General features: G+C 58.8%; 27 protein-coding genes and 4 tRNA genes. 27 read left to right on the forward strand and 4 right to left on the reverse strand.

The features are described from left to right. Positions 1 to 111 precede the first annotated feature (111 nt). From recA to GKG34_RS11985, 5 genes are all read left to right on the forward strand, one after another. Positions 112 to 1,293, forward strand: coding sequence for a recombinase RecA (gene recA / locus GKG34_RS11965; protein WP_005937946.1), 1,182 nt, complete (start codon positions 112 to 114; stop codon positions 1,291 to 1,293). Then, complete coding sequence (locus GKG34_RS11970) at positions 1,294 to 1,803, forward strand: RecX family transcriptional regulator (RefSeq protein WP_097774405.1); 510 nt, start codon at positions 1,294 to 1,296, stop codon at positions 1,801 to 1,803. 38 nt (positions 1,804 to 1,841) lie between these two features. Further along, positions 1,842 to 3,167 (forward strand): 30S ribosomal protein S12 methylthiotransferase RimO, encoded by a 1,326-nt coding sequence (gene rimO, locus GKG34_RS11975; RefSeq protein WP_097774406.1) that lies wholly within the window; start codon positions 1,842 to 1,844, stop codon positions 3,165 to 3,167. An 18-nt stretch (positions 3,168 to 3,185) separates the two neighbouring features. Continuing rightward, a complete protein-coding gene (gene pgsA, locus GKG34_RS11980; protein ID WP_154256324.1) occupies positions 3,186 to 3,785 on the forward strand; it encodes a CDP-diacylglycerol--glycerol-3-phosphate 3-phosphatidyltransferase in 600 nt (199 codons plus the stop codon). A gap of 79 nt (positions 3,786 to 3,864) precedes the next feature. Next, positions 3,865 to 4,512: a hypothetical protein gene (locus GKG34_RS11985; protein WP_154256326.1), complete on the forward strand. Its 648-nt coding sequence runs from the start codon at positions 3,865 to 3,867 to the stop codon at positions 4,510 to 4,512. 268 nt (positions 4,513 to 4,780) lie between these two features. Here the strand turns inward: GKG34_RS11985 and GKG34_RS11990 are convergent, their stop codons facing one another. Continuing rightward, positions 4,781 to 5,938, reverse strand: a complete 1,158-nt coding sequence (locus GKG34_RS11990; RefSeq protein WP_243139261.1) for a trigger factor — start codon at positions 5,936 to 5,938, stop codon at positions 4,781 to 4,783. A gap of 354 nt (positions 5,939 to 6,292) precedes the next feature. On the opposite strand from GKG34_RS11990, the gene GKG34_RS11995 reads away from it, so the two are divergent. From GKG34_RS11995 to GKG34_RS12030, 8 genes are all read left to right on the forward strand, one after another. Further along, the gene (locus GKG34_RS11995; RefSeq protein WP_005937919.1) at positions 6,293 to 7,465 is read left to right on the forward strand and encodes a malic enzyme-like NAD(P)-binding protein; all 1,173 of its coding nucleotides are present in this window, start codon (positions 6,293 to 6,295) and stop codon (positions 7,463 to 7,465) included. A gap of 15 nt (positions 7,466 to 7,480) precedes the next feature. Further along, positions 7,481 to 8,320, forward strand: coding sequence for a fumarate hydratase (locus GKG34_RS12000; protein WP_097774411.1), 840 nt, complete (start codon positions 7,481 to 7,483; stop codon positions 8,318 to 8,320). Between the two features lie 12 nt (positions 8,321 to 8,332). Further along, on the forward strand, positions 8,333 to 8,887 hold the full coding sequence (locus GKG34_RS12005) for a Fe-S-containing hydro-lyase (protein WP_097774412.1): 555 nt from the start codon (positions 8,333 to 8,335) through the stop codon (positions 8,885 to 8,887). A 186-nt stretch (positions 8,888 to 9,073) separates the two neighbouring features. Beyond that, complete coding sequence (locus GKG34_RS12010; RefSeq protein WP_005937910.1) at positions 9,074 to 9,466, forward strand: metal-dependent transcriptional regulator; 393 nt, start codon at positions 9,074 to 9,076, stop codon at positions 9,464 to 9,466. 161 nt (positions 9,467 to 9,627) lie between these two features. Further along, the gene (locus tag GKG34_RS12015; protein WP_154256330.1) at positions 9,628 to 12,930 is read left to right on the forward strand and encodes a DEAD/DEAH box helicase; all 3,303 of its coding nucleotides are present in this window, start codon (positions 9,628 to 9,630) and stop codon (positions 12,928 to 12,930) included. Positions 12,931 to 12,945: 15 nt separating this feature from the next. Then, positions 12,946 to 13,935: a dipeptidase gene (locus GKG34_RS12020; protein ID WP_154256332.1), complete on the forward strand. Its 990-nt coding sequence runs from the start codon at positions 12,946 to 12,948 to the stop codon at positions 13,933 to 13,935. Between the two features lie 22 nt (positions 13,936 to 13,957). Beyond that, a complete protein-coding gene (locus GKG34_RS12025) occupies positions 13,958 to 14,809 on the forward strand; it encodes a serine hydrolase (protein WP_154256334.1) in 852 nt (283 codons plus the stop codon). Between the two features lie 43 nt (positions 14,810 to 14,852). After that, entirely contained in the window at positions 14,853 to 15,626 is a 774-nt protein-coding gene (locus tag GKG34_RS12030; RefSeq protein ID WP_154256336.1) for a TSUP family transporter, read from the forward strand. A gap of 155 nt (positions 15,627 to 15,781) precedes the next feature. On the opposite strand, the gene GKG34_RS12035 is transcribed toward GKG34_RS12030, so the two are convergent. Continuing rightward, on the reverse strand, positions 15,782 to 16,639 hold the full coding sequence (locus GKG34_RS12035) for a DegV family protein (protein WP_154256338.1): 858 nt from the start codon (positions 16,637 to 16,639) through the stop codon (positions 15,782 to 15,784). Positions 16,640 to 16,849: 210 nt separating this feature from the next. Here GKG34_RS12035 and GKG34_RS12040 point away from each other — a divergent pair, with 210 nt between their 5' ends. From GKG34_RS12040 to GKG34_RS12070, 7 genes are all read left to right on the forward strand, one after another. Beyond that, on the forward strand, positions 16,850 to 17,239 hold the full coding sequence (locus GKG34_RS12040) for a CPBP family intramembrane glutamic endopeptidase (protein ID WP_005937890.1): 390 nt from the start codon (positions 16,850 to 16,852) through the stop codon (positions 17,237 to 17,239). A 10-nt stretch (positions 17,240 to 17,249) separates the two neighbouring features. Further along, positions 17,250 to 17,732 carry a nucleoside deaminase gene (locus GKG34_RS12045; RefSeq protein WP_154256340.1) on the forward strand — a complete coding sequence of 161 codons (483 nt, stop codon included), beginning with the start codon at positions 17,250 to 17,252 and terminating at the stop codon, positions 17,730 to 17,732. Positions 17,733 to 17,995: 263 nt separating this feature from the next. Continuing rightward, entirely contained in the window at positions 17,996 to 18,955 is a 960-nt protein-coding gene (gene fabG / locus GKG34_RS12050) for a 3-oxoacyl-ACP reductase FabG (protein ID WP_243139262.1), read from the forward strand. 70 nt (positions 18,956 to 19,025) lie between these two features. Further along, positions 19,026 to 20,402 carry a sigma-70 family RNA polymerase sigma factor gene (locus GKG34_RS12055; protein ID WP_005937878.1) on the forward strand — a complete coding sequence of 459 codons (1,377 nt, stop codon included), beginning with the start codon at positions 19,026 to 19,028 and terminating at the stop codon, positions 20,400 to 20,402. 240 nt (positions 20,403 to 20,642) lie between these two features. After that, positions 20,643 to 20,718 (forward strand) — tRNA-Thr (locus GKG34_RS12060). Positions 20,719 to 20,930: 212 nt separating this feature from the next. After that, positions 20,931 to 21,007 (forward strand) — tRNA-Asp (locus tag GKG34_RS12065). 3 nt (positions 21,008 to 21,010) lie between these two features. Continuing rightward, positions 21,011 to 21,086, forward strand: a tRNA-Thr gene (locus tag GKG34_RS12070). 131 nt (positions 21,087 to 21,217) lie between these two features. Here the strand turns inward: GKG34_RS12070 and GKG34_RS12075 are convergent. Both GKG34_RS12075 and GKG34_RS12080 read right to left on the reverse strand, forming a co-directional pair. Further along, positions 21,218 to 21,293: transfer RNA gene (locus tag GKG34_RS12075), tRNA-Trp, on the reverse strand. 70 nt (positions 21,294 to 21,363) lie between these two features. Continuing rightward, positions 21,364 to 21,822: an Rrf2 family transcriptional regulator gene (locus tag GKG34_RS12080; RefSeq protein WP_005937871.1), complete on the reverse strand. Its 459-nt coding sequence runs from the start codon at positions 21,820 to 21,822 to the stop codon at positions 21,364 to 21,366. A gap of 129 nt (positions 21,823 to 21,951) precedes the next feature. On the opposite strand from GKG34_RS12080, the gene GKG34_RS12085 reads away from it, so the two are divergent. From GKG34_RS12085 to tatC, 7 genes are all read left to right on the forward strand, one after another. Then, positions 21,952 to 22,275 carry a rhodanese-like domain-containing protein gene (locus tag GKG34_RS12085; RefSeq protein WP_005937868.1) on the forward strand — a complete coding sequence of 108 codons (324 nt, stop codon included), beginning with the start codon at positions 21,952 to 21,954 and terminating at the stop codon, positions 22,273 to 22,275. A 20-nt stretch (positions 22,276 to 22,295) separates the two neighbouring features. Next, positions 22,296 to 22,736, forward strand: a complete 441-nt coding sequence (locus tag GKG34_RS12090) for a hypothetical protein (RefSeq protein ID WP_154256342.1) — start codon at positions 22,296 to 22,298, stop codon at positions 22,734 to 22,736. 133 nt (positions 22,737 to 22,869) lie between these two features. Beyond that, positions 22,870 to 24,087, forward strand: coding sequence for a cysteine desulfurase family protein (locus tag GKG34_RS12095; protein WP_154256344.1), 1,218 nt, complete (start codon positions 22,870 to 22,872; stop codon positions 24,085 to 24,087). A gap of 2 nt (positions 24,088 to 24,089) precedes the next feature. Next, positions 24,090 to 24,533: a Fe-S cluster assembly scaffold protein NifU gene (nifU, locus tag GKG34_RS12100; protein ID WP_005937858.1), complete on the forward strand. Its 444-nt coding sequence runs from the start codon at positions 24,090 to 24,092 to the stop codon at positions 24,531 to 24,533. Between the two features lie 345 nt (positions 24,534 to 24,878). Continuing rightward, positions 24,879 to 25,454 (forward strand): twin-arginine translocase TatA/TatE family subunit, encoded by a 576-nt coding sequence (locus tag GKG34_RS12105; protein ID WP_154256346.1) that lies wholly within the window; start codon positions 24,879 to 24,881, stop codon positions 25,452 to 25,454. 91 nt (positions 25,455 to 25,545) lie between these two features. Further along, positions 25,546 to 25,749 (forward strand): twin-arginine translocase TatA/TatE family subunit, encoded by a 204-nt coding sequence (gene tatA, locus GKG34_RS12110; RefSeq protein WP_005937852.1) that lies wholly within the window; start codon positions 25,546 to 25,548, stop codon positions 25,747 to 25,749. A gap of 2 nt (positions 25,750 to 25,751) precedes the next feature. Continuing rightward, complete coding sequence (gene tatC / locus GKG34_RS12115; RefSeq protein WP_120079805.1) at positions 25,752 to 26,558, forward strand: twin-arginine translocase subunit TatC; 807 nt, start codon at positions 25,752 to 25,754, stop codon at positions 26,556 to 26,558. Positions 26,559 to 26,664 lie beyond the last annotated feature (106 nt).

Genomic DNA, 26,664 nt, shown 5'->3' on the forward strand with positions numbered 1-26,664 from the left:
AAATAGAAACAACTTCTTGTTGTAATATTTTGATTTTGTGGTATACTATACTGGAAAGTATACGGACAGCCCGCGCACGGCGGGCAGCAGGAAGAAAAGGAGCAGCACGCTATGGCAAAAAATCAGAACAACAACACCGTTGCCCCGGCGACCAAAAAGACCGAGCCGGAGGCCAAAAAGGATGCGCTGGCCACTGCGCTGGCCCAGATCGAAAAGCAGTTCGGCAAGGGTGCCGTGATGAAGCTGGGTGATAACGCCTCCATGCAGGTGGATGCCATTTCCACCGGCAGTCTGGGTCTGGATCTGGCTCTGGGTGTGGGCGGTGTGCCCCGCGGCCGCATCATTGAGGTGTACGGCCCGGAATCCAGTGGTAAGACCACGCTGGCTCTGCACATTCTGGCCGAAGCCCAGAAGCAGGGCGGCGAAGTGGCCTTCATTGACGTGGAGCACGCACTGGACCCCACCTATGCCGAAGCGCTGGGCGTGGATATCAACAATCTGCTGGTCAGCCAGCCGGACACCGGCGAGCAGGCCATGGAAATCTGCGAAGCACTGGTGCGCTCCGGTGCCATCGATGCCATCGTGGTGGACTCGGTTGCCGCCATGGTGCCGAGGGCTGAGATCGAGGGCGAAATGGGCGACAGCCATGTGGGCCTGCAGGCCCGCCTGATGAGTCAGGCCATGCGCAAGCTGACTTCGGTCATCGGCAAGACCAACACGGTCTGCGTCTTCATCAACCAGCTGCGTGAAAAAGTGGGCGTGATGTACGGCAACCCGGAGGTCACCACCGGCGGCCGCGCCCTGAAATATTACGCCTCGGTGCGCATCGACATCCGCCGCGTGGAGGGCCTGAAGGACTCTTCCGGCCAGTTCATCGGCAACCACACCCGCGCCAAGATCGTCAAGAATAAGGTGGCACCTCCGTTCCGTGAGGCAGAGTTCGATATCATGTTCGGCGAGGGCATTTCCAAGATGAGCGAACTCATTGATGTGGGCGTGAAGCTGGGCATCGTGCAGAAGAGCGGCGCATGGTTCAACTATGGCGATATCCGTCTGGGTCAGGGCCGTGACAACGCAAAGCAGTTCCTGAAGGACAATCCCGAGATCGCAAACGACATCGAGGGCCAGATCCGCGCCAATGCCGATAAGCTGTACGCATCCCGCCGCCCGGCAGGCAAGGGCGCTGCGGCCAAGGCCGAGGAACCTGCCAAGGCTGCAGATGCCAAGGAGCCGGTGGTCAAGGCTCCTGCCCGCAGCAGCGAGAGCGAACTGGATATCATGGTGGAGGACTAAATGTCCTTTTATAAACGCCGCCGCCCGAAGCAGGAAGAAGAAAAGTGCGCCGACCCGGCCAAGGCCCGCGCCCGCGCACTGGATGCGCTGGCCTCGCGCGAGATGTCCTCGGCACAGCTGTATGAACGGCTGTGCTATGGCTTTACCGAGCAGGCTGCAGCGGCTGCTGTGGCTGAGATGGTGGAGCTGGATTACGTAAACGATGACCGCTATGCCGAAGCCCGGGCACACAGCCTGCTTGCCGCCCGCAAGAGCCGCCGTGCGGCGGCCCAGAACCTGCGGCAGAAGGGCCTTTCCGGCGCGCAGATCGAGCAGGCGCTGGAAAGCGTCTATGCCCCGGACGCAGACGGCGAAAGCCCGGAGCTGGAAGCTGCCGCCGCTCTGGTGCGCAGCCGCTACATGAAAAAGCTGGCCGATGGCCGCCGCGACCTTGTGGTGGCTGCCCTGCAGCGCCGCGGCTTTGCGTATTCGGTCATAAAAGAAGCGATAAAAAGAGCGGAAGAAGAATAAAAAGCACCCCTCAAAAGAGAAAGAGAGTATCATCCCCTATGAAAATTGCGTGTATTTCCCTTGGCTGCCCCAAGAATCAGGTCGATCTGGATGTGATGGTGCACATCCTGCTGTCTGCCGGCCACGAGACCGTGGCCGATCTGGCCGAAGCAGATGTGATCCTTGTGAACACCTGCGGCTTCATCGAGAGCGCCAAGACCGAAGCCATTGAAAACATTCTGGAAGCCTGCTCCTACAAGCAGCAGAACCCGGAGCTGAAGGTTATCGTCACCGGCTGTCTTGCCGAGCGCTACCGCAGCCAGATCGAGGAAGAGATCCCCGAGGTGGACGCGGTGGTGGGCTGTGCCTCCAACAAGGCCATCGACACCATCGTGGCCCGCCTGTTCCATGGTGAGGACCATCTGGAAAGCTACGGTGCCAAAAAGGACTTTCCGCTGGGCGGCAAGCGTGTCATCGGCACGCCTGCCCACTATGCGTACTTAAAGATCGCTGAAGGCTGCAACAACCGCTGCCACTACTGCGCCATCCCCGGCATCCGCGGCCCGCTGCACAGCCGCGATATGGCCGACTGCGTGGCCGAAGCCCGCTGGCTGGCCGGTGAGGGTGTGAAAGAGCTGATCGTGGTCGCACAGGACCCCACCGCTTACGGCGAGGACTGGGGCAAGCCCGGCAGCATCTGCGAGCTGCTGGATAAGCTGAACAAGGTGCCGGGCCTCGAGTGGATCCGCATTATGTACGCTTACCCGGAGCGCATCACGGATGAGTTCATTGCCGCCATGAAGCGCAATGAGAAGGTGGTGCCCTACCTCGATCTGCCCATCCAGCACTGCAATGACACCATCCTCAAGAATATGAACCGCCGCTCCAACCGTGCCGAGCTGCTGGAGGTGATCGGCAAGCTGCGCCGCGAGATCCCCGGCATCACCCTGCGCACCACTCTGATCGCAGGCTTCCCCGGCGAGACCGAGGAGCAGTTCGAGGATCTGTGCAATTTTGTCAAGGAAGTAAAGTTTGATCGTCTGGGCTGCTTTGCCTACTCTGCCGAGGAGAACACCGTTGCTGCCAAGATGGACGGCCAGATCGATCAGGAGACCAAGGACAAGCGCGCCGAACTTGTGATGCAGATCCAGACCGGCATCATGGCCCAGAAGCAGGCCGAAAAGGTGGGCCAGACCGTGCATGTGCTTTGCGACGGCATCGACGAGGAGAGCGGCCTGTATCTGTGCCGCACTACCGGCGATGCTCCTGAGGTGGACGGCAATGTGTGTGTTTCCAGCGAGGAACCGCTGTACCCCGGCCAGTTCTACGATGTTCTGGTGGACGACAGCGACCTTTACGATCTGTATGGTACTGTTGCAAAATAACAAATTGGAGGAATCTGTATGAATCTGCCCAATAAACTTACCCTGACCCGCATCCTGCTGGTGCCCGTGTTCATGATCTTTGCGTCCCTGACCGGTCTGAGCGGCATCGCGGATGGCTCCTTCCAGCCGATGTATTACCTGATCGCAGGCATCGTTTTTGCTGCCGCCAGCTTTACCGATTTTCTGGACGGCCATCTGGCCCGCAAGTGGAACATGGTGACCGACTTTGGCAAGTTTGCCGACCCGCTGGCCGACAAGCTGCTGACCACCGTGGCCTTCATCTACATGATGCGGGACGGCGTGTGCAGCCCGGTGGTGCTGTGCATCATTCTGGCCCGCGAATTTGCCGTGTCCGGCCTGCGCATGGTGGCTGCCGGCGCCAAGGACGGCAAGGTGATCGCTGCCAACATGTGGGGCAAGGTGAAGACTGTGCTGCAGATGCTGAGCATCATCTTCTACTTCTTTGGCATGGCGATTGCGGCGAATGTGTCCTGGGATGCCACGGTCATGGTTGTGGGAGCCTCGGTGGTGCTGTGCTGGCTGGTGGCTGCCGTGACGGCCATTTCCGGCATCAAATACCTGTGGGACAACCGCAGCTTCATCAACACCGCAAAATAAAGCGTTTTTTGAAAAAGGGCAGGGAGACCTGCCCTTTTTCAAATTTTCGAGGAAATATTACAAGACGGAAAGGCTTTCCATGAAAAAATTTGCTGATACGGCGCGCCGCCTGCTCTCCATCGCACTGAATCTGTTCATCGTCTGGGCGGAGCCCATTGCCCTGCCCATGAGCTGGGATTGGGGCAAAGAGCAGATGTTCATTTTCTACACGGAGGATTCCAATATCCTTTCGGCCTGCATCTGCGCCATGGTGGCGGTGAGCCAGCTGGTGTGCATCTTTACCGGCAGGGAACTGCCGCGCTGGCTGCACACCCTCAAGTATATCGCCACCTGCTGCCTGACCATGACCTTTCTCACGGTGGTGTTCGTGCTGGGTCCCATGTATGAGGACGGCAACGGCTGGTACATCATGCTGTGCACCAGCTCCATGCTGTACCATCACCTGCTCAACCCGCTGGCGGCCATCTTCTCCTTTGTGCTGCTGGAGCGCACACCGCGCCTGCCCCGCAGCACGGTCAAGTGGGCGCTGCTGCCCACGGTGCTGTATGGCGGCATCATTTTGTGGCTGAACATCCAGCGCGTGGTGGATGGGCCGTATCCCTTTATGAAGGTGTATGACCAGAGCGTGCAGGCATCGGTGCTGTGGTGCATCGCCATCCTGCTGATGAATTACTTCTATGCATGGCTGCTCTGGAAGCTGAACGGCGGAAAGAAAGAGATAGCCTGACGATTTGAAAATGCCCTCCGCTCCGCTCTGGGCATAAATAGCGGAAATACTATTTTTTATTAGAGCAATACCGGACAGACTGCGGTCTGTCCGGTATTGCTTTTTCCCAGAAGGGGCCGCAAAGAAAAACAGCATCTGAAAGCTCCGACCCTTCCTGTGAAAAAAGCAGCTCCGAAAAGCCCGCAGGCTTTTCGGAGCTGCAAATGAAAGATAAATTTTCCTCTAAATATGCCCAGAGCGGAGGGCATTCTAAATGGTTCCTGTGTTTTTACGCTACAGTGGAATTCTCTTCCAGCCAGTCCAGCACACAGGACTGCAGGGCGTTCAGGTGCGCACGGTTCTCACCGTAGGTGTCGGCATAGGTGCTGCTGGCGTCGTCCAGTTCTTCCTGCGTGGGAGCAAGGCTCTTGGCTTCGGCCACGGCCTGAAAGATCAGATCCTGCTTTGCCAGATGCTCAAAGTAGGCATCCGAAGCGGCCAGCATGGCATCGGCATCGGTGTAGCCCTGCGTCTGGGCAAAAGCATTCAGATCCATGCCGTAGGCGGTGGCGTACTGGTTGTAGTAGTTCAGGAACATGCGGATGTAATAGTTGGTGATCTCGCTGGGCAGCTCCTTGAAGGTGGAGTTCGACATCAGGTAGTCCACGATGGCGTTCTCATAGTTGGTGGCATACAGCGCATCGTTAAAGTAGCTGCGCAGGGCATCGACGGTGTGCAGATCATCGCTGGTGCCAAAGTTGGAGTCCACCCACTCGTCGGTCAGCTCGGGGGTCACGCTTTCGGAAATGGAGTTCAGGGTCACGCTGAACACGGCTTCCTTGCCGCTGAGGGTGATCGTGTTGCCCTCGGCATCGGTGGAATCGCCGTAGCCGTCCGGGAAGGTGACGGTCACATCAAAGGTATCGCCCACATTGTGCCCGATGATCTGGTCCTCAAAGCCATCGATGAAGGAACCGCTGCCAAGGGTCAGGTCGTAGCCGGTGGCAGTGCCGCCGGTAAAGGCCACGCCGTCTACGGTGCCGGTGTAATCAATGTTGGCAACATCTCCGCTCTGGGCGGAACGGCCGGTAACGGGCTGGGAAGAGGTGTACTGGTTCAGCAGGTTGTCCACCTGCTGCTGCAGTTCATCTTCGGTGGGGGTCAGGTCGTTCTCCTTCAGGGCGATGGAGCCGAAGTCCTCCGGCAGGGTCACATAATCCAGCGCTTTGATGCCGCTCCAATAGCCGTTTTCGTCCAGACCATCGCTGTAATCAAAGGCCTCGTAGTCGAAGTCGGCAACAGAGCCAAACTGCGAGACGGATGCGGCAGCTGAAGAAGCGCTGTCGGTCTGCTTGTGCTTTGTCAGCATGAAACAGGCAAAAATGACGCACACCGCTGCGGCGATGGCCAGCAGGATGCACAGGAGTTTTTTGGTGTTGTTTTTCAAAAGAAATACCTCCATAAAAATCGGCCTGATGCACAGCAAAAGACCGGTACAGGCAGAACAGATACCCATTTATTATATACGTTCTGACGGCAAAAGGAAAGTTCTTTGCAAAATTTCCACAAATCCTGCGGCGGGTTTGTATCACTTTTGCCCGTCTATAGGCGCAAAAGTGACCAAAACCGGTGGAAATGGGCGGGCGGTTCTGTTACAATAAAAATAAGTGAGCCTTCCCGGGAATATAAGGCCCCTCCCTGAGGGGGTTGTCGAGCGTATGCGAGACTGGAGGAGTTCCTCCTTCCGTCATCGCTGTGCAATGGAGAGGGCGAGGACGGTAAGATATTGGAGGAAATTCAAATGGATTACAATAAAGCTGCTCTGGAAATGCACGAGACCCACAAGGGCAAGGTGGGCATCGTAAGCAAGGTGGAGGTCGCCACCCGCGATGACCTGTCCACCGCCTACACTCCCGGTGTGGCCGAACCCTGCCGCAAGATCAAGGAAAACCCCGACGACGTGTATAAGTACACCTTCAAGGGCAATATGGTGGCAGTCGTTTCCAACGGCACCGCCGTGCTGGGCTTGGGCGATATCGGCCCGGAAGCCGGTCTGCCGGTCATGGAGGGCAAGGCGGTGCTGTTCAAGGAGTTCGGCGGCGTGGATGCCTTCCCCATCTGCATCGATGCCCACGACGCTGCCAGCGTGATTGCAGCCTGCAAGGCCATTGCGCCCACCTTTGGCGGCATCAATCTGGAGGACATCAAGAGCCCCGAGTGCTTTGAGATCGAAGAAACACTGGAGCGTGAGCTGGACATCCCTGTGTTCCACGATGACCAGCACGGCACTGCTATCGTCGTTACTGCTGCCCTCATCAACGCCCTGCGTGTGGTGGGCAAGAAGATGGAAGATGTGCACATCGTGCTGAACGGCCCCGGTGCTGCCGGTACTGCCATCATCAAGATGCTCATGACCGCCGGTGCAAAGGACATCATTGCAGTGGACCAGTTCGGCACCCTGTACAAGGGCTGCAACAGCGCCGAAGCCCACAAGAACTGGCTGGGTGAGGTGACCAATCCCCGTCAGGTCAAGGGCGGCCTGAAGGAAGCACTGGAAGGTGCCGATGTGTTCATCGGCGTTTCCAAGCCCGGCATCCTGACCACTGAGCTGTGCAAGACCATGAACAAGGATGCCATCGTTTTTGCCATGGCCAACCCCACCCCGGAGATCATGCCGGACGAGGCCAAGGCCGGCGGCGTGCGGGTGATGGCCACCGGCCGCAGCGACTTCCCCAATCAGGTGAACAACGTGCTGTGCTTCCCCGGCCTGTTCAAGGGCGCACTGAGCGTCCGCGCCCGGGACATCAACAATGAGATGAAGCTGGCCGCCGCCTACGCTATCGCCGACCTCATCACCGATGCCGACCGCAGCGAGGAGAACATCATCCCCGGTGCGTTCGACCCCCGCGTGGCCGAAGCTGTGGCAAATGCCGTGGCAAAGGCTGCCCGCGAGACCGGCGTTGCCCGTCTGTAAGCGGAGGAAGCGTTTATGAGAACCATTTCCGCACAGGAGATCACGGATACCGTTGCACGGCTGTGCATCGAAGCCAACACCCGCCTGCCGCAGGACGTGCAGGCGGCGCTGGACAAGGCCCGACAGGAAGAGCCGTGGCCGCTGGCAAAGAGCACTCTCGACCTTTTGTGGTCGAACCTTTCCGCCGCAAAAGAAGAAAACCTGCCCATCTGTCAGGATACCGGCATGGCCTGCGTGTTTGTGGAGCTTGGCACCGATGTGCACATTGACGGCAGCTTTGAAGCTGCCATCCATGAGGGCGTGCGCCGGGGTTACACCGACGGCTACCTGCGCAAGAGCATCGTGGCAGACCCTTTGCGCCGGGGCAATACCGGCGACAACACCCCGGCGGCCATCACAGTGCATCTGGTGGACGGCGAGGGCTGCCGCATCACGGTGGCACCCAAGGGCTTTGGCAGCGAGAACATGAGCCAGATCAAAATGCTCAAGCCCGCCGATGGCGTGGAGGGCTTCAAAAAGTTCGTGCTGGACACGGTGAAGCTGGCAGGCTCCAACCCCTGCCCGCCCATCGTGCTGGGCATCGGCGTGGGCGGCAGCTTTGACAAGGTGGCGTATCTGGCAAAGAAGGCCCTGCTGCGTCCGCTGGATGTGCCGAACCCCGACCCCTATTACGCACAGCTGGAGCAGGAGCTGCTTGCCGCCATCAACGAGCTGGGCATCGGCCCGCAGGGCTTTGGCGGCAGGACCACCTGTCTGGGCCTTGCCATTGAGCAGATGCCTACCCATGTGGCGGGCCTGCCTGCGGCGGTGAATATTTCCTGCCATGTGACCCGCCGTGCAAGCGCGGAACTGTAAGGAGGGGCAAAGATGGAATACAGACTGACAACTCCCTGCACGGCCGAGGACCTTGCCCCGCTCAAGGCGGGCGACACCGTGCTGCTTTCCGGTGTGGTGTACACTGCCCGCGATCAGGCCCACAGGCGGATGACCGAAGCACTGGAAAAAGGCGAACCGCTGCCCTTTGATCTGACCGGCAGCGCCATCTACTACGTTGGCCCCACGCCGGAACGCCCGGGCCAGGTGATCGGCTCGGCGGGACCCACCACCAGCGGCCGTATGGACGCCATGAGCCCCCGTCTGCTGGACCTTGGCAACAAGATCATGATCGGCAAGGGCAAGCGGGACGATGCCGTAAAGGCGGCTGTGGTGCGCAACGGGGCTGTGTATCTGGCAGCGCTTGGCGGGGCCGGTGCGCTGATGGCAAAAAGCGTGCAGACGCTGGAAGTGATCGCGTGGCCGGACCTTGGCTGTGAAGCCGTGCGCCGCCTGATTGTGAAGGATATGCCGCTGACGGTGATCCTGGATGCCCACGGCGGCGACCTGTACCAGTCCGGCCCGGCGGCATATCTGGAAGCAAAATAATTTATCGCCTTTGCACAAAACGCGGCCGACTAAAAAACGGCAAAACAGCAGATTTGCGCAGGATAAATTTGGTTTGTTTTAACAAACTTCCGCGAATTGCTTGCACATCGGCAAAAAGTGTGATATCTTGTACTATATGAAACCGTGGTGCTTTGCATCCCGGCACAGACAGGAGGCAAACATACCATGCAGATCCACCAATCCGCAGAAGATTATCTTGAAACGATCCTTATGCTCACCCAGCGGATGGGCCGTGTGCGCTCCATCGATGTGGTCAATGAGCTGGGCTTTACCAAAGCCAGCGTCAGCATTGCCATGAAGAAGCTGCGCGAGAACGGCTATATCGCGGTGGACGGCGAGGGCAACCTGACCCTGCTGGCACCGGGCCGCGAGATCGCAGAGCGCATCTATAGCCGTCACCGTCTGCTGACCCACTTCTTTATGCAGCTGGGCGTGGACGAAAAGACCGCTGCCGAAGATGCCTGCAAGGCAGAGCATATCCTCAGTGAGCAGACGCTGGAAAAGATCCGTGAGCGCGCCATTGAGACGGATGCTGAGCTTGGCAAGACTGTCAAGTGATCCCCGCAGCATTCCAAGATCGTAAAATGATCCCGTTCCTGAAAAGGAGCGGGATTTTTTTGTATGGAAATTGGGCGGCAGATCCCTCTTGCATCCGGGGTGCGGGTGCGGTATTCTTATAAGATAAGAAGGTTTTACAGCCAAACCGGGAGGAAACAGCCATGGATGCAGACGAGATCCGCACGCTTTTGGGCGACAACATTTTTGAGCGGGCCAAGAAATACCGCAAGCGCATCCAGCAGAGCACCTGCACCGTGAACGCCGATGGCGTGCGGCATATTTCGGCCATGGTACAGGGCAGCGGCGGCAGCTATTACTATACGCAGGCATGGCTGCGGGAGAACGGCAGCTTTGTCAGTGCGTCCTGCAGCTGCCCGTATAACCAGAACGGCGAGGGCACCTACTGCAAGCATATCGGCGCATTGCTGCTGGACGATGCCGAAAAGAATGCCCCTGCACCGGCGGCAAAGCCGGATGCGATTCCCGGTGTTGTGCGCGGCGCGGCGGGCCTTGCCCCGGAACCGGCCCGGCGGGACAGCTATGCCTCCGGGCTGGAAATGCTGTTTGGAAAAAAGTGGCACGGCGAAATGCCGGTGTCGGATCACGAGGCCCGCAGGCTGCTGGATACCTACAAGGAAGCAGCCCTTGAAAACCTTGGTGTGGACGAGACCGCCCAGCGCACCGGCTTTGCCCATCTGGAACCGGAGCTGACCCTCGTGCCCGGCGCACAGCCATGGCTGCGGCTGCGCATCTCGGACGGCGGGCGGCAGTATGTGGTAAAAAGCATCCCGAACCTGATGGAAGCCGTCGAGATGGGCAAAAGCGTCAGCTACGGCAAGGCACTGGCTTTTGTGCACCGGTGGGATGCCTTTGATGAAGAGTCCCGTGCACTTTTGCAGCTGCTGCGCCGTCAGGTGAACGCAAGGCAGAGCATGGACAAAGCCGCCGTGCGGGTGTACGGCGGGGCCGAACAAGGCCCGGCGGGAGGCATGATTCTGACCGGCGAGATCTTTGATGACCTTGTGCAGCTGTACGAGCATACCGGTTTTTTGGGCGGGTACGAGCTGCGGGAAGGTCTGCCCGTCATTACCATGACCGTGGAGCGCCGCCGCGGCGGTGTGCAGGTGGAAGGCAGCCCGGCCCTTGCCAGCGTGCAGGGCCTTGACTATGATTACCTGTTCAGCGAGGATACGCTCTGGCGGCTGCAGCGGCCCGGGTGCACCCGCATCCTGCCCGCATTGCAGGCGCTGGGCGGCAAAAGCCTGTTCTTTACCAGCGCAGATGCCACGGCCTTTTGCAGCTATGTGCTGCCGGAGCTGGGCAGCAAGCTGAACATCGTGGACCCGGAACGTCTGCTGCTGAACCAGATCCCGCTGGAACCGGTGGTGCAGTTCTATCTGGACGCACCGGACAGCTTCCGCATCGAAGCACACGCGGAGTTTTTGTACGGGGAGGATAAGGTCACGCCGTTTGTGCCGTCTCCGGCAGGGCTTTTGCGGGATGTGCGCGCCGAGAGCCGGGCAAAGCGGCTGCTGGCCTCTTATCTGCAGCCCGGTGTGGGCGGCAGAGAGGAAGTGTACGGCACCGCTGACGAGGACGAGATCTACCGCATGTTGGAGGAGGGCGTACCGGCCCTGCTGGCCGAGGGTGAAGTATACCTGACGGATGCCTTCCGCAGCCTGCAGGCCGCGCCGCCTCGCATCACGGTGGGCGTTTCGGTGCACGGCAGTGTGCTGGATCTGGAAGTGGATACCGGCGAGTTCCCGGTGGCAGAGCTGAAAGACCTGCTGCGCTCCCTGCACCAGAAAAAGCGCTACCACCGCCTGCGGGACGGCCGTCTGCTGCGGCTGGACGACAGTCTGGAAGGGCTGGATGAACTGAACGATACACTGGAACTTTCCGGGGCCAAGCTCAAGAGCGGCCACGCCGAGCTGCCGCTCTACCGTGCACCCAGTCTCGACTGGGCGCTCTCGGGCCAGAACGGCCTGCGTTTCAACCGCGACGATGCGTTCCGCCGCATCAGCCGCAGCTTTCACGCCGTGAAGGACAGCGAGTATACTCCGCCGGAAAGCCTGCACAATGTGCTGCGCAAGTACCAGCGGGATGGCTATCGCTGGCTGCGCACGCTGGACGGCTACGGCATGGGCGGCATTCTGGCCGACGATATGGGCCTTGGCAAGACTGTGCAGGTGCTCAGTTACCTGCTGGCCATGAAGGAAAGCGGCCAGCGCCTGCCCAGCCTCATCGTCTGCCCGGCATCGCTGGTGCTCAACTGGCAGGAGGAATGCCAGAAGTTCACGCCGCAGCTTTCCTGCGTGGCTGTGGACGGCGACGCTGCTCACCGGGCAGAGCTGGCAAAGCAGTGGGCGGAAGCCGACCTTGTGGTGACCAGCTATGACCTGATGCGCCGGGACGAGGAGCTTTACAGCGGGCAGCAATTCTACGCCTGCATTCTGGACGAAGCGCAGGCCATCAAGAACCACACTACCCAAAAGTACAAGGCGGTGTGCGGGGTGAACAGCAAAGTGCGGTTTGCCCTTACCGGCACCCCGGTGGAGAACCGCTTGGGCGAATTGTGGAGCATCTTCTCCTTCCTGATGCCGGGGTATCTGCCGTCCTACAAGACCTTCTGCGCCCGGTTTGAAAAGCCTATCGTGCAGGAGGACGACAAAGACGCACTGCGCCGTTTGAACCAGCTCACCGGGCCGTTCATCCTGCGGCGCATGAAGTCCGAGGTGCTCAAAGAGCTGCCCCCCAAGACCGAGAATCTCCACCGCATCGAGCTGGACGAGCAGCAACGCAAGCTCTACCTTGCCGCTGTGGTGGACGCGCGGGAAAAGCTGCGCGCTGCAAAGCCGGAGGATAAAATGGCGGTGTTCGCAGTGCTCATGCGCCTGCGGGAGATCTGCTGCGACCCGCGCCTTGTGGCAGACAACTGGGACGGCGGCAGTGCCAAGCTGGATGCCTGCATGGAGCTGGTGACGGCTGCTGTGGAGGGCGGACACCGCATCCTGCTGTTCAGCCAGTTCACCTCCATGCTGGAACTGCTGGCAAAACGGCTGGACGAAGCGGGCGTGAGCCACTTTACCCTGCAGGGCTCCACCCCAAAGCCGGTGCGTGCAGAGCTTGTGCGCCGGTTCAACAGCGGCGAAGCGGATGTATTCCTCATCTCGCTGCGGGCGGGCGGCACCGGCCTGAACCTGACGGCGGCAGATATCGTCATCCACTACGACCCGTGGTGGAACGTGGCTGCGCAGAATCAGGCCACCGACCGCGCCTACCGCATCGGCCAGCGCAATCCGGTGCAGGTGTACAAGCTCATTGCGCAGGACACCATTGAAGAAAAGATCGTGGAGCTGCAGCAGGCAAAGCAGAACCTTGCCGAGACGGTCACCGGCTCGGCAGACGGAGCGATCCTGTCCATGAAACCAGAGGAATTGCTGCAGCTGCTGCAAGAGGAATAAAGAGGAGAAAACATCATGAAAGTCTGGGATCTGCACTGCGATACCCTCAGCGAGCTGCGCAAAGCCGAACATGCGGGCCGGCCCAAGAGCTTCGCGCAGAACGATCTGCATATCGACCTTGAAAAATTACAGAAAGGCGACTATCTGCTGCAGTGCTTTGCAGCATTCGTCAATCTGGGTGATAAGACGCCCGGAGCGGACCCGCTGGTGACAGCGCTGGAAGAGATCGACCAGTTCAAGCGCATCATGGCGGCATACCCGGAAAAAATTGCTCCGGTGTACACGGCGGCGGACATCCGCCGGAATGCTGCGGCGGGAAAGATCAGCGGGATGCTCACCATCGAGGAAGGCGCCTGCTGCAAGGGCAGCGCGGGGGTGCTGCGCCGGATGTATGAGCTGGGCGTGCGCATGATGACCCTGACATGGAACCACGAAAACGAGCTGGCAAGCCCGCAGCGGAACCCCGGCGGGGTGCTGGTGCCCCAGACCGAAAAGGGCCTGACCGGGAAGGGCTTTGAATTTCTGGCCGAGATGGAACGGATGCACATGATCGTGGATGTGAGCCACCTTTCGGACAAGGGCTTCTGGGATATCGTGGAGCACGGCACCCGGCCTTTTGCGGCCAGCCACTCCAACTGCCGTGCACTGGCACCCCACACCCGCAACCTGACCGATGAGATGATCCGCGCCCTTTCGGAGCGCGGCGGCATTGCGGGCCTGAACTACTATGCGCCCTTTCTGGACGCCGACCCCACCCACCCGGAAAACTGCCGCAGCACGGTGGAGCTGATCGCGAAGCATGCGGGCCACTACAAACAGGTGGGCGGTGCGCAGATGATTGCTCTTGGCAGCGATTTTGATGGCATCGATGGCCCCCACCAGCTGGAAAATGCTGCCTTCCTGCCGCTGCTGGCGGATGCCCTGCGCGAAGAGGGCTTTACTGAGGACGAGGTGGAAGGCATCTACTACCGCAATGCCATGCGCTTTTTTGAGGAAAACCTGTAATAACAACGGAGAATATGCCGATATGGATAAAAACATGACGCTGGAAAAGCGCATTGCTGCGGAGCTGTACTGCTATCAGGGCAAAATGAGCGTGTTCGTGGACGACCTGCAGGGCCATACCGTGGAGGTTGGCGCGGACGAAGAATTTGAGACGGCATCCACCATCAAGGCGTTCATTCTCGCTGCATTATATTTGCAGGCGCAGCGCGGCAAAGCAGACCTTGCCGAAGAGATCACCTATGAGCAGAGCCAGTTCGTGGACGGCAGCGGTATGCTGCGCGCGCTGGGCGTGGGCGCAAAGCTCAAGGTAAAGGACACCGCCACCATGATGATCATTTGCTCGGACAACATCGCCACCAATATGATCATCGACTATCTGGGACTGGATACCATCAACGCCTGCATCCGGGAACTGGGCTTTGCGCATACTGTGCTGCACAATCCGCTGCACTTTGACCGCTACCGCCGGCTTGGCACCACCACGCCGCGCGACTACGCGGCGCTGTTCGCCCGCATTGCAAAAGGGGAGCTTGTCAGCCGGGAAGCCAGTGCCGAGATGCTTTCCATCCTGCGCCAGCAGCACTACAACACCATGCTGACCCACGACTTCCCGCAGTATTACCTCGACTGCGAGGAGACCGGCGCGCCGGAGCTGATCTGGGTAGCCAGCAAGAGCGGCAGTATGAACGCCTGCCGCAACGACGGCGGCATCGTCCACACCCCCTACGGCGAGTATGTCATCGTGCTGATGAACAAGGACTTTCACGATATCATCGAGTACAATGAACACCCCGCCATGGTGTACGGTGCCCGCGTCTCGCGGATGATCCTGGATCAGGTGCTGGCCTGTGAGGGACGGCTGTTCCTATCCTGAAATGCACGTGCAAAAAACTGGAAAAATAAAAGGAATTATAACAATGGGGATCACGCTCTCGCCATGGATGATGGCGTTTCTCATTCTGATGACGGGCTTTGCAGGCTTTGTGGATTCGGCAGCCGGAGGCGGCGGTCTTATCAGCCTGCCGGCCTATCTGTTTGCCGGGCTTCCGCCCCACTACACCTATGCTACCAACAAATTCAGCGCCGCCTGCGGCACCACTTTTGCCACAGCCAACTTTTTCAAAAACGGTGCAATGAACCTGAAGGTGGGCATCCTTGCAGCCATTGGCAGCTTTGCGGGCAGTGCACTGGGGGCACATATCGTGCTGCTGCTCAGCGATGAGCTGCTGCGCACCATGATGTTCCTCATCCTGCCAGTGGCGGCGGTGGTCATTTTGTGGCAGCGCGACCTGCCGGACCAGAACCGGGACGACGGCACCCTGAACCTGAAAAAGATCCTGCTGGCGCTGGGCATCGGCTTGGGCATCGGACTGTACGACGGCATCGTGGGCCCGGGCACCGGCACCTTTGCCATCATTGCCTTTACCACCCTGATGGGCTTTGACTTGCGCACCGCCAACGGCAACGGCAAGGTGCTGAATCTTGCCAGTAACTACGCCAGCCTGTTCACCTATCTGATGAACGGTCTGGTGGTGTTCCACATCGGCATCCCCTGCGCCGTCAGCAACATTCTGGGCAACATGCTGGGGTCCCATTTCGCCCTGAAAAAGGGTGCGCGCTTCATCCGTCCTATGATGCTGGTGGTGCTGGTGCTGCTGCTGGGCAAGCTCATCTCGGACGCAGTGCTGTGAGCGCCGGGCGCGCCAGAGGCTCCCTCTCCGAGGGAGCTGGCAAAACCGTCAGGTTTTGACTGAGGGAGTTTGCGCCCGTTTCCCGCTGCAAAAAATAAGCCGGGCAGCCCGCAGGCTGCCCGACTTTGCTCGGATGATCTTTTTTCGGTGGTCGCTTATTCCAGCACCAGCCCTTTGTCAAAGAATGCCAGACCAAATGCACCGGGGCCTGCGTGGGTGCCGATAACGCAGCCGATCTGGCGCACCAACGGTTCGCTCATGTGCAGATTTTCACGGAAGTAGTTCTCGATGGGCTGCACTTCCCGCAGGCTGGAAGAATAACCGGCAACAGCGGCAAAGTCCGGGCTGATGCCGCCCAGCTCTTCGATCTTCTTGAACAGGGCCACATAGGCACCGGGCAGGCCGCGGGCCTTACCGGCCATGGCTACCTTACCGTCCTTGATGGTGATGAGGGGCTTGATGCCCAGCATCCCGCCCGCGACGGCCACAGCGGCAGGCAGACGGCCGCCCTTGCGCAGATACTTCAGATCGTCGATTGCGGCAACCAGATGCAGGTGCTCCTTGGCGTGCTCCAGATCGGTGGCGATCTGCACCAGCGTCTTGCCTGCGTCACGCAGCTGCACGGCCAGACGCACCAGCAGCGATTCGCCCAGACACACGGTGGCACTGTCCACAAACAGCACGTTATCTACATTGGCGAGGTCTGCGGCCAGCTTTGCGCACTGCCATGTGCCGGACAGCTCGTGGGACAGGAAGATGCCCAGCACTTCGTCCCCGGCGGCAGCGGCTTCCAGATAGAACTTCTCGAACAGCTCCGGGCTGGGCTGGCTGGTGGTGGGAAGCTTGCGGCAGCTGGCCAGATGGGCATAGTACTCGGTGGGGGTCATGTCGATGCCATCCCGCAGGATGCTGCCATCCTCCAGCGTCACGTTCAGAGGGATCACGGTCACGCCCAGCTGCTCGGCTTCGGCGGGCAGGATGTCGGACGCAGAATCGGTGAGAATACGGATCATAAAATACCTCCGGATTTCCGGTAAAAACAAATTCAAGTCATGTTTCCCGACGCTTTGCAACAAAACGTCGGGAAACATTATACCAGAATCCACAGGGAAAAGTCAATTACCTGAGCGAAAATTGCTTCGTCCCAGCGCAAAATACTTGCGTAAAAGCCGCTGCTTATGATAAGATAGGCGCTGAGAACTGCACGGCAGGGAGGGCAGGCCATGGAGCAAAAGGCAAAAACAAGGGCGCTGCTGGCTGCGTTCGGCTGCGCACTGACCTACCTGCTGGCAGGCAAAGTGCTGGCATTTCTGCCTGCCCCGGCGTGGGATGTGCGGGCGCTGAGTTTTGTGCACCACTGCATCGCTGCACCTGTCGTGGAGGAACTGGTGTTCCGCGGGGCCATCCAGCAGCTGGCGCAGCCCTTGGGCAGATGGCAGGCTGCGGCGCTGCAGGCGGTACTGTTTGCGGTGCAGCACGGCACCCCGGCGGGCATGGCGTGGGCGCTTGGCTGCGGCCTTGTGCTGGGCGCACTTCGTGAACGCACCGGCAGGGTATGGCCGGGGATGCTTTTGCATACATTGAATAATCTGCTGGTTTTTGCAGCAGGATAAAGGGGAACCTATGACCGATTCTGAACTGATGGGCCTTGCGCTGGAAGAAGCCCGCAAGGCGGCTGCACTGGGCGAGGTGCCGGTGGGGGCCGTGGTGGCCCGCAACGGCGAGGTGGTAGCTGTCGCCCACAACACCCGCGAGACCGAAAAAAACGCACTGCATCATGCAGAGCTGCTGGCCATTGATGCCGCCTGCAAAAAGCTGGGCGGCTGGCGGCTGTGGGAGTGCGAGCTGTTCGTCACGCTGGAGCCGTGCCCCATGTGCGCCGGGGCCATCATCAACAGCCGCATCCGGCGGGTGGTATACGGCGCGGCAGACACCAAGGCGGGCTGCTGCGGCAGTGTGACCGACCTGTTTGCAATGCCCTTCAACCACCACCCGGTGGTGGAGCAGGGGCTGCGCGCAGAGGAAGCACAGGAGCTGCTGCAGGCGTTTTTCAAGGATCTGCGGGCACGGCTTGCGGCCCGGCCGAAGTGGAAACCGCCTGTATGACCGGCATGGAATATGAAGAAACCGTAAAAAAGTGGAAGCTGCGTGAAAAAGTAGGCGGCTTCCACTTTCTTTTTTCGGCAAATTGTGCTATATTATTCAATGGTGTTTTGTCGAAACCCATCTTATGCAGCTGTCTGCCGCGCCGAGCACCGGACTTTGACCGGATAAGAAATGGACGCTGAACGGACGGCGATGGGCCGCACAGACATCTCCTGCACGGCATACCTTTGCAGTGCAGAGATCACGACAGGAGGACTATACTCTTGTACGAAGATGAATTTGAACTGACGTTCAATCTGTCGGGTGAGGAGCCGCAGCCGGAACAGGCTGCACAGGAGCCGCCCGTACCGCCAAAGCCAAAGGCGGCAGCACCCGTGGTGGACGAACCCACCCGGGTGATGGTGCTGGAAAAGCCCCAGCCTGCGCCGCAGCCGGAAATGCCGGAGCCTGTGCAGGAAGAGCCGGAGAAAACACCGGCACCTACCGTGCAGGCAGCAGCCAGTGGCCGCTGTGTGCTGATCTCCGGCGGCGACCGCGGCATTGGTGCCGCTGCGGCCCGGGCGTTCTATGCGGCGGGCTACCGCGTGGCGGTGCTGTACCACAGCAATGTCAAAGCCGCTGCAGAGCTGGAAAAACAGCTGCCCGGCATCACCGCCGTGCAGTGCGATGTGGCATCCCGCGCCAGCTGCGAGCTTGCGTTCCGCACCGCAGAACAGGCACTGGGCCGTGTGGATGTGCTGGTGAGCAATGCGGGCATCGCCCAGCAGAAGCTGTTCACCGACATCACCCCGGAAGAGTGGCAGCATATGCTGGACGTGAACCTGACCGGTGCGTTCCACCTGTGTCAGCTGGCGCTGCCGGGTATGATCCGCCGCAAGGCCGGACGCATCCTGACCGTGAGCAGCATGTGGGGCCAGACCGGCGGCAGCTGCGAGGTGCATTACTCTGCAGCAAAGGCAGGCCTGATCGGCCTGACCAAGGCTTTGGCCAAAGAAGAAGGCCCAAGCGGCATCACAGTGAACTGTGTTGCGCCCGGGGTCATTGATACCGATATGATGGCAGCATTCACCGCCGAGGATAAGGCCGCGCTGGCCGAAGAGACCCCTGTGGGCCGTCTTGGCAGCGCAGACGAAGTGGCGCAGCTGCTGGTGTTCCTTGCCGGCGAGGGTGCGGGCTACATCACCGGTCAGGTGTTCGGCGTGAACGGAGGACTTGTGATCTGATGCGCAGGAACACTTTATTACAGGATTTCCCCCGGCGGGAGCATCCCCGGAGCAAGAAGGAGAGAGCAAAATGGGCATGACTTTAAAGGAACTGTTGACGAAAGGCGAAGGCACCATTTCGGCCAAGGAGGCCAAGGCGCTGGCTGCACAGTGCAGAATGGATGAGGAAACGCTCTACACCCTTCTGGAAGAACGCGGCATCAAGGTTCTGGAAGAGGATGCAGAGCCTACGCTGGATGTGGACAGCATCATGGCCGAGGTCGAGAATGCCGAGAACAACAACGATGATATGGGCATCAGCGAGGACGAGGAAGAGCAGAGCGAGGAGAACCCTGCAGACCTGAAGGCTGCCATGGACGAACTGCTGGACGACCCCGTTAAGAACTACCTCAAGCAGATCGGCCAGATCCCGCTGCTGAGCGCGGAGCAGGAGGTGGAGCTGAGCCGCCGCATCCATGCCGGTGCCGAGGCGGCGCACATCCTGCAGGCCGACCGCCAGAAGTACGGCGGGCCGGAGTACATCAAAAAGAACAGCGCCCGTTTCTCGTTTGAAGAGGATGAGAACAGCCGCAGCTATACCGAAGATCTGGACGAGGAGGGCAACGAGAAGCCCAGCGAGGATGCCGAGGAAAAGGCTGCCGAAGAGGAAGCTATGGAGGCTGTGGAGAACGGCCCCCTGAGCGACGAAAAGCGCGCTGAGCTGCTCAAGACCCGCCGCGATGGCCTGAACGCCCGCCGCAGCCTGAGCGAAGCAAACCTGCGTCTGGTGGTGTCCATTGCCAAAAAGCATGTGGGCCACAATCTGGCATTCCTGGATCTGATCCAGGAGGGCAACATCGGCCTGATCAAGGCTGCCGAGAAGTTCGACTGTGACCGCGGCTTCCGCTTCTCCACCTATGCAACCTGGTGGATCCGTCAGGCCATCACCCGTGCCATTGCGGATCAGGCCCGTACCATCCGCATTCCGGTGCACATGGTGGAGACCATCAACCGGATGCGTCAGGCCACCAACCAGCTGGTGTACCAGAACGGCCACGAGCCGACCCCGGAAGAGTTGGCAAAGGCCATGGATATGAGCGTGGAGCGTGTGCGCGAGATCCAGCGCATGGCACAGGAGCCGGCAAGTCTGGAAAGCCCCGTGGGTGAGGAAGAGGATTCCTCTCTGGGCGATTTCGTCGCAGACGAAAACGCCGAAGCCCCTGGCAAGGCCGCAGACCGCGCCATGGTGGCACAGCAGATCAATCTGGCTCTCAAGAGCCTGACCCCTCGTGAAGAGAAGGTCATCCGCCTGCGCTTTGGTCTGGACGATGGCCGTCCCCGTACGCTGGAAGAGGTTGGCCGTGACTTTGGCGTTACCCGTGAGCGTGTGCGCCAGATCGAGGCAAAGGCGATCCGCAAGCTGCACAGCCGCAAGTGCCTGTCCCTGCTGAACGGCCTGATCGAGTGATAAAGTAAAACTCCCTCAGTCATCGCTGCGCGATGCCAGCTCCCTCAGAGAGGGAGCCCTTGGCAAAACCGGAAAGTTGTCCGTACTGCCAAAGGCCCCATCTCCGAGGGGGCTGTCTGTGTAAGCAGACTGGGGGAGTTCTTTCGTAAAAAACGACTTTTTTGCAAAAATCCAGATTTTTTTGCAAAAACCTCTTGCCAAACGGTGGAAACTGTGGTATTATAACTGAGCTGTGATTGCGCTGCTATAGCTCAGTTGGTAGAGCGCATCCTTGGTAAGGATGAGGTCTCCAGTTCGAATCTGGATAGCAGCTCCAGCTCAGATGCCCTGAAGTCGAAAGATTTCGGGGCGTTTTTCTTTTGTAAATCGTTTCTGCTGTGCGGGTCCGGAACAGGGCAGAGCGGGCTTTGAACGGCTCTTTCAGGCTTTTTTGCGTTTTTCGTAAATTCATGCTTGACAAGCGGACGCTTTTTCGATATAATAAAGCACGTTCCGGCGGTAAGCGCCGCGCGAAACTTGAGCGATCATGGCCCGGTAGCTCAGTTGGTTAGAGCACCAGCCTGTCACGCTGGGGGTCGTCGGTTCGAGCCCGATCCGGGTCGCCATTTGCTGCTATAGCTCAGTTGGTAGAGCGCATCCTTGGTAAGGATGAGGTCTCCAGTTCGAATCTGGATAGCAGCTCCACAGCAGACACCTCGAAGCCTTAGGACTTCGGGGTGTTTTTTGTTGTATGACTGCAAAAGCAGGCTGACGGAGTGCGGATTGCTTTGAGTACAAAAACAAAACGCACAGGCTCCGAAGAACCTGTGCGTTTATGGCAGGGGTAGTAAGTTTCGAACTCACGGCACGCGGTTTTGGAGACCGCTGCTCTACCAGCTGAGCTATACCCCTATAGGCATTCGCTGAATGCTTTGTTATTATAGCCGATGCAAAGGCGAATGTCAAGCATTTCTTTCAAGATTCAGGCATTTTTCGTGCCGCAGCTGCAACAGCCTTCTTTTTTATCGGATGCAGGCAGCTGGCTGGAAAGCTGTTCCAGCGTTACGCTGTCGATATACTGGTTGATCACCTCATCAAGGCCGGTCCAGAAGGGCAGGGTGAAGCACTGCTCCCACATGGGGCACTCGTTGGTCTCGCTGCCAAGGCAGGGAATGGGTGCCACGCTGCCCTCAATGGCGCGCAGGATCTCGCCGGCGGTGTAGTCGGCAGGGGCTTTGGTCAGGCGGTAGCCGCCCTGACTGCCGCGCTCGCTTTTTACAAGGCCCACACGGGCCAGCGGGGTCACGATCTGCTCCAAATATTTCAGGCTCAGGTTCTGCCGCTCACTGATCTCCTTCAGGCTCACGGTGGTGCCCGGCGCATAACGTGCCAGCTCGGCCATCAGGCGCAGGGCATAACGGCTTTTGGTCGAAAATTTCATGGCGATCCTCTCCTTATTGCTTCCTATAGTATAGCACGTTGCTCGGATTTTGCAAAGGTATCCTCTTGTGCAAACAAAAAAGGTCTGTTATCATAGGATGGATAAGAGGATATTATAAGGAGTGAGAGTATGAGTGAGAAGATCACGGCTGCCGATGCCATCCGTCTGCTGGATGCACACGAGGCGGCTGCTGTAGATGTCCGGGAGCCGGACGAGTTTGCCGTGGGCCACATCCCCGGCGCAAAGCTGCTGCCGCTGGGTCAGGTGCTGAGCCGTGCGGCTGAGGTGCTGCCAGATAAGAACGCTGTATGGCTGGTCTACTGCCGCACCGGCCGCCGCAGTGCCGATGCCGTGCGCAAGCTGGAAAGCCTTGGCTACACCCGCCTGTACGATCTGGGCGGCATCCTGAGCTGGCCCTATGAGATCGAGGGCGACTTTGAAGGGCATTTTTAAAAAGAAAGAAGGATAACTCCATGTCGTTCCACGCAAAAGATTTTGCCGGCAGTCACTGCGGCTGCCGCTACCAGCAGGACTACCGCCCCACCTTGGGCCGCGACGGCAAAAAGGAATCCGGCACGCTGGAGGTCATCAAGTTCTATTACGATGGTGCCATCCGCTTTGAGCAGCACTGCTACGGCGAAGCCGCAACCTTCGTGTTCGGCGTATGGGCGTCCGGCATGGACAAGGACGGCACCCTGCACTGGGTGCTGCCCGACCGCCGCAAGAGCTACTACGACGAGGCGTATCTGCCCAAAAAGCTGGACCGCGTGGACGAGACGGGCAATCTTTACTTTGACGGCAGCAATTTTCCGTGGAAGCTGGCGGACGATTTTGCCGAGGATAAGCGCTGGGGCTACCCCAAGTGGAAGGTGGTACTGGGAAAACTGACCGGAAAGGGCAAAAAAGGTGACTGAATCACGAAAATCCAGTATTCATATTGACATACTAGGGAATGATATGGTATAACTTATCCGTTGAAAGGATTCCGCATCTGCACAGGGCATTCAAGGCTCCCGCAGACGCGTTCAATAAGAAAGGATCATTCCTATGGAAAACATGGAAAAAGTGGTTTATCTGGATAATGCTGCCACCACTCCCTGTGCTCCCGAGGCACTGGAAATGATGGTCAAAGCCCTGAGCGGTGCCTGCGGCAACCCCAGCAGCCATTACAGTGTGGGCTATGAGGCTAAGGAATTCGTGGACACCGGTCGTGCGCAGGTGGCAAAGGCCATCAATGCAAGTCCGGCTGAGCTCTTCTTTACCAGCTGCGGCTCCGAGGCCGACAACTGGGCCGTAAAGGGCACCGCCTTCACCAAGGCACGCCAGAACAAAAAGCACCTCATCACCAGCGCTTTTGAGCATCATGCCATCATGCACAGCATGGCTGCACTGGAGCGCATGGGCTTTGAAGTGACCTATATCAAGCCCACCGCCGAGGGCTACATCCGTCCCGAGGACGTGGAAGCTGCCATCCGTCCCGATACCGCGCTGGTCAGCATCATGATGGCCAACAACGAGATCGGCACCATCCAGCCCATCAAGGAGATCGCCGAGGTCGCTCACAAGCACGGTGTGTGGATGCACACCGACGCGGTGCAGGCTGTGGGTGCCATCCCCGTGGATGTGAAGGAACTGGGCGTGGATATGCTGTCCATGAGCGCCCACAAGTTCAACGGCCCCAAGGGCATGGGTGCCCTGTACTGCCGCAAGGGCGTATGGCCCCAGAACCTGATCGATGGCGGCAGTCAGGAGGCCCGCCACCGTGCAGGCACCGAGAACGTGGCCGGCATTGCTGCCATGGGCAAGGCACTGGAGATCGCCACGGCGCATCTGGATGAGCGCATGGCCCACGAGAGCGAGCTGCGCGATTATGTCATCGACCGCGTCCTCATGAACATCCCGGAAGCCCGCCTGAACGGCGGCCGCAGCCCCCGTCTGCCCAACAATGTGAACATCAGCTTCCCGGGTCTGGAAGGCGAGACCATCCTGCTGGATCTGGATATGCACGGCATCTGCGCCTCCACCGGCTCTGCCTGCAACTCCGACAGTCTGGACCCCAGTCACGTCCTGCTGAGCATCGGCGTGCCTGAGGAGATCGGCCACGGCTCCATGCGGTTCACCTTTGGCCCGCAGAACACCATGGAAGAAGCAAAATATCTGTGCGACGTGCTGGAGGAAGTGATCCCCCGCCGCCGTGCTATGAGTTGTATGTGGCTGCAGGGCCAGAACACGGCCCGCCAGTTCAGCCTGAAGGGAGAGCAGTAATTATGGCAAGCATGTATAGCGCAAAGGTCATGGAGCATTTTGCAAATCCGCACAATGTGGGTGAGATCCCCGACGCAAACGGCGTGGGCGAAGTGGGCAACCCCAAGTGCGGCGATATCATGCGCATGTACCTGAAGATCGAGAACAACGTGATCGTGGATGTCAAGTTCCTCACCTTCGGCTGCGGTGCCGCCATCGCCACCAGCAGCATGGCCACCGACCTCATCAAGGGCAAGACCATCGACGAGGCTCTCAAGCTGACCAACAAGGCCGTTGTGGAAGCTCTGGAAGGTCTGCCTCCCATCAAGGTGCACTGCTCTGTTCTGGCCGAGCAGGCCGTCAAGGCTGCTCTGTCCGACTACTACCGCCGTCAGGGCATCGATCCGGAACCCATCGTGGGTAAGCTCGAAGAGGACTGCGACCACTGCGAGAGCTGCGGCCACTGATCCCCGCAAAGGACGCTTCAGGGGGACACCGTTTTGTGCGGTGTCCTCTTTTTTTGCAAAAGACTGCACTGTTGTATCCTATCCAAAATGTAATAAAGCAAGTGTAAAATATTATTTGTTTACAAAAATACCCTGAATATGCACTCGTTCATGAAAAATTCATATATTGTTCAGAATGAGTTCACCACTTTTCGGTATAAGTAGGGCAACACAGGCGCAAAGAGCGCCGAACTCCCACGGAAGCGGACGAAGAACAGGGCAAAGAACGGTTCGCGGCACGCACTGCAATGCAGGTGCGTCGGCCCCGGAAAACGTCCCGCCGCACAGGAAAGGAAACGAGTTAGTATGAAAATTGGTTTTTGGGAACTTGTCGTCATCGTGATCGTGGCGTTCGTGTTCATCGGCCCGGATCAGCTGCCTGTCTACGCAAAGAAGATCGGCAAGATGCTGCGTGAACTGAAAAAGTACACCGGCGCTGCTTCTGAGGAGATCCAGAAGAACGTTGTGGAGCCGCTGAATGAGATCCAGGCTCCCCTGAAGGAAGCTGTTGCCCCGCTGACCGATATCAAGAAGGATATCGACAACAGCGTCAAGGATGTGACCAAGAGCTTTACCGGTATCGGCAAGACCAGCAAGGAGGAAGCTGCCAAGGCAGAAGCCGCCGAGGAAGTGACCGAGCTGACCGAGGAGCCGGTGGAAGAGCTGGAAGAGGACGCTGCGCCTGCCGCCAAGGCAGAGGAGAGCGCTCCCGCTGAGGAGACCGCTGCACCTGCCGAGAAGGCCGAAGAACCCGCCGCCCCGGTTGAAAAGGCTGAGCCTGCTGCAGAAGCGGCTCCCGCACAGGAAGCTGCCGAGGCTGCTCCTGCGGCCGAGCCGGTGGAGGAAGACCCTCGTCAGAATGATGTTCTGCCGAAGGACTGATTACTTACTGGATGCACCCGCGCCCGCGGTTGCCTGATACATGCAATAAGCCCGCCACGCGGCGCGGCAAAGTAAAAAGGAGATTTTTATTATGCGTATTGGTACTAACGAACTGCTGATCATCCTGGTCGTCGCTCTGCTGATCTTTGGACCCAAGAACCTGCCGAAGCTGGGCAAGATGTTCGGCAAGACCATCAACGGCTTCAAGAAGGGCATGGAGGACGAGGAAGGCTCCGATGATTCCGAGGAGAAGACCGAGAAGCAGGTTTCCAAGAAGGACGAAGACGAGGAGTAATTGTGGCTACGAACGTTAAGCGCAAAAAGAAAAAAGCCGAAGTCATGGCAGAGGACGGCAGCATGACGCTGACCGGCCATCTGAAAGAACTGCGGAACAGGCTGATCATCTGCGCGGTGGTGTTCGTGGTGGGTGTTGTGGTTTCGCTGGCATACGCCGACCGTCTGATCGATCTGCTCACTGCCATGGGCCGCGACTATTACGAGTTTGTTTCCATTGCCCCGCAGGAAAAGCTGATGCAGTATTTCCGCGTCTCCATTCTGGCAGGCGTGGTGGTCACTGTGCCGGTGGCGTTCTACCACATCTATGCATTTGCAAGGCCGGGTCTGAAACGGAGCGAGAGCACCTTCTTCAAGCTGGTCATGCTGCTGGGCCTTATCCTGTTCTGCGTGGGCGTGCTGTTCGCCTACAAGCTCATGATGCCCTTCATGCTGCGTTTCCTCAGCACCGGCATCGAGGGTGCCGAGTACATCCAGACCACCACCAGTATCGAGAGCTATGTCAACCTCTGCTTGACCATGTTCATCATTTTTGGCTGCGTGTTTGAGATGCCTCTGATCACCATCATCCTGTCCAAGATGGGCATTATCAACCCGCAGCTGCTCAAGCAGGTACGCGGCGTTGCCATCGTGATCATCTTCTTCATCGCGGCCGTTGTCACCCCGCCGGATATCGTGTCTCAGTGCATGGTGGCCGGCCCCATGGTGCTGCTGTACTTCATCAGCATCCTCCTGAGCGGCATCTTCTATAAGCCGAAAGAGGACGATGATGACGAAGATGACGAGGATGAGGGCGAGGACGAAGAGTAAGCTCTGACTTCTGGTTTTCTGTTTTATCATTGCAAAAATAAAGGCTGCTGCGCCATTTGGTGCAGTAGCCTTTTTGTATGTGGCTTTTTTGTATGTAGCCTTTTTG

This window comes from Faecalibacterium sp. BIOML-A4 (genome assembly GCF_009679665.1).
GTDB classification, from domain to species: Bacteria; Bacillota; Clostridia; order Oscillospirales; family Ruminococcaceae; genus Faecalibacterium; species Faecalibacterium taiwanense.

Coding starts and splice junctions, on each gene's coding strand:
- pgsA (WP_154256324.1), top strand. CDS start 3,186: ATGAATCTGCCCAATAAACTTACCCTGACCCGCATCCTGCTGGTGCCC.
- GKG34_RS12015 (WP_154256330.1), top strand. CDS start 9,628: ATGGATGCAGACGAGATCCGCACGCTTTTGGGCGACAACATTTTTGAG.
- GKG34_RS12080 (WP_005937871.1), bottom strand. CDS start 21,822: ATGAAATTTTCGACCAAAAGCCGTTATGCCCTGCGCCTGATGGCCGAG.
- GKG34_RS12085 (WP_005937868.1), top strand. CDS start 21,952: ATGAGTGAGAAGATCACGGCTGCCGATGCCATCCGTCTGCTGGATGCA.
- GKG34_RS12095 (WP_154256344.1), top strand. CDS start 22,870: ATGGAAAACATGGAAAAAGTGGTTTATCTGGATAATGCTGCCACCACT.
- GKG34_RS12000 (WP_097774411.1), top strand. CDS start 7,481: ATGAGAACCATTTCCGCACAGGAGATCACGGATACCGTTGCACGGCTG.
- GKG34_RS11995 (WP_005937919.1), top strand. CDS start 6,293: ATGGATTACAATAAAGCTGCTCTGGAAATGCACGAGACCCACAAGGGC.
- GKG34_RS12010 (WP_005937910.1), top strand. CDS start 9,074: ATGCAGATCCACCAATCCGCAGAAGATTATCTTGAAACGATCCTTATG.
- rimO (WP_097774406.1), top strand. CDS start 1,842: ATGAAAATTGCGTGTATTTCCCTTGGCTGCCCCAAGAATCAGGTCGAT.
- recA (WP_005937946.1), top strand. CDS start 112: ATGGCAAAAAATCAGAACAACAACACCGTTGCCCCGGCGACCAAAAAG.
- GKG34_RS12105 (WP_154256346.1), top strand. CDS start 24,879: ATGAAAATTGGTTTTTGGGAACTTGTCGTCATCGTGATCGTGGCGTTC.
- nifU (WP_005937858.1), top strand. CDS start 24,090: ATGGCAAGCATGTATAGCGCAAAGGTCATGGAGCATTTTGCAAATCCG.
- GKG34_RS12035 (WP_154256338.1), bottom strand. CDS start 16,639: ATGATCCGTATTCTCACCGATTCTGCGTCCGACATCCTGCCCGCCGAA.
- GKG34_RS11970 (WP_097774405.1), top strand. CDS start 1,294: ATGTCCTTTTATAAACGCCGCCGCCCGAAGCAGGAAGAAGAAAAGTGC.
- GKG34_RS12090 (WP_154256342.1), top strand. CDS start 22,296: ATGTCGTTCCACGCAAAAGATTTTGCCGGCAGTCACTGCGGCTGCCGC.
- GKG34_RS12025 (WP_154256334.1), top strand. CDS start 13,958: ATGGATAAAAACATGACGCTGGAAAAGCGCATTGCTGCGGAGCTGTAC.
- GKG34_RS12020 (WP_154256332.1), top strand. CDS start 12,946: ATGAAAGTCTGGGATCTGCACTGCGATACCCTCAGCGAGCTGCGCAAA.
- GKG34_RS12045 (WP_154256340.1), top strand. CDS start 17,250: ATGACCGATTCTGAACTGATGGGCCTTGCGCTGGAAGAAGCCCGCAAG.
- GKG34_RS12005 (WP_097774412.1), top strand. CDS start 8,333: ATGGAATACAGACTGACAACTCCCTGCACGGCCGAGGACCTTGCCCCG.
- GKG34_RS12040 (WP_005937890.1), top strand. CDS start 16,850: ATGGAGCAAAAGGCAAAAACAAGGGCGCTGCTGGCTGCGTTCGGCTGC.
- GKG34_RS12030 (WP_154256336.1), top strand. CDS start 14,853: ATGGGGATCACGCTCTCGCCATGGATGATGGCGTTTCTCATTCTGATG.
- GKG34_RS12055 (WP_005937878.1), top strand. CDS start 19,026: ATGGGCATGACTTTAAAGGAACTGTTGACGAAAGGCGAAGGCACCATT.
- tatA (WP_005937852.1), top strand. CDS start 25,546: ATGCGTATTGGTACTAACGAACTGCTGATCATCCTGGTCGTCGCTCTG.
- GKG34_RS11985 (WP_154256326.1), top strand. CDS start 3,865: ATGAAAAAATTTGCTGATACGGCGCGCCGCCTGCTCTCCATCGCACTG.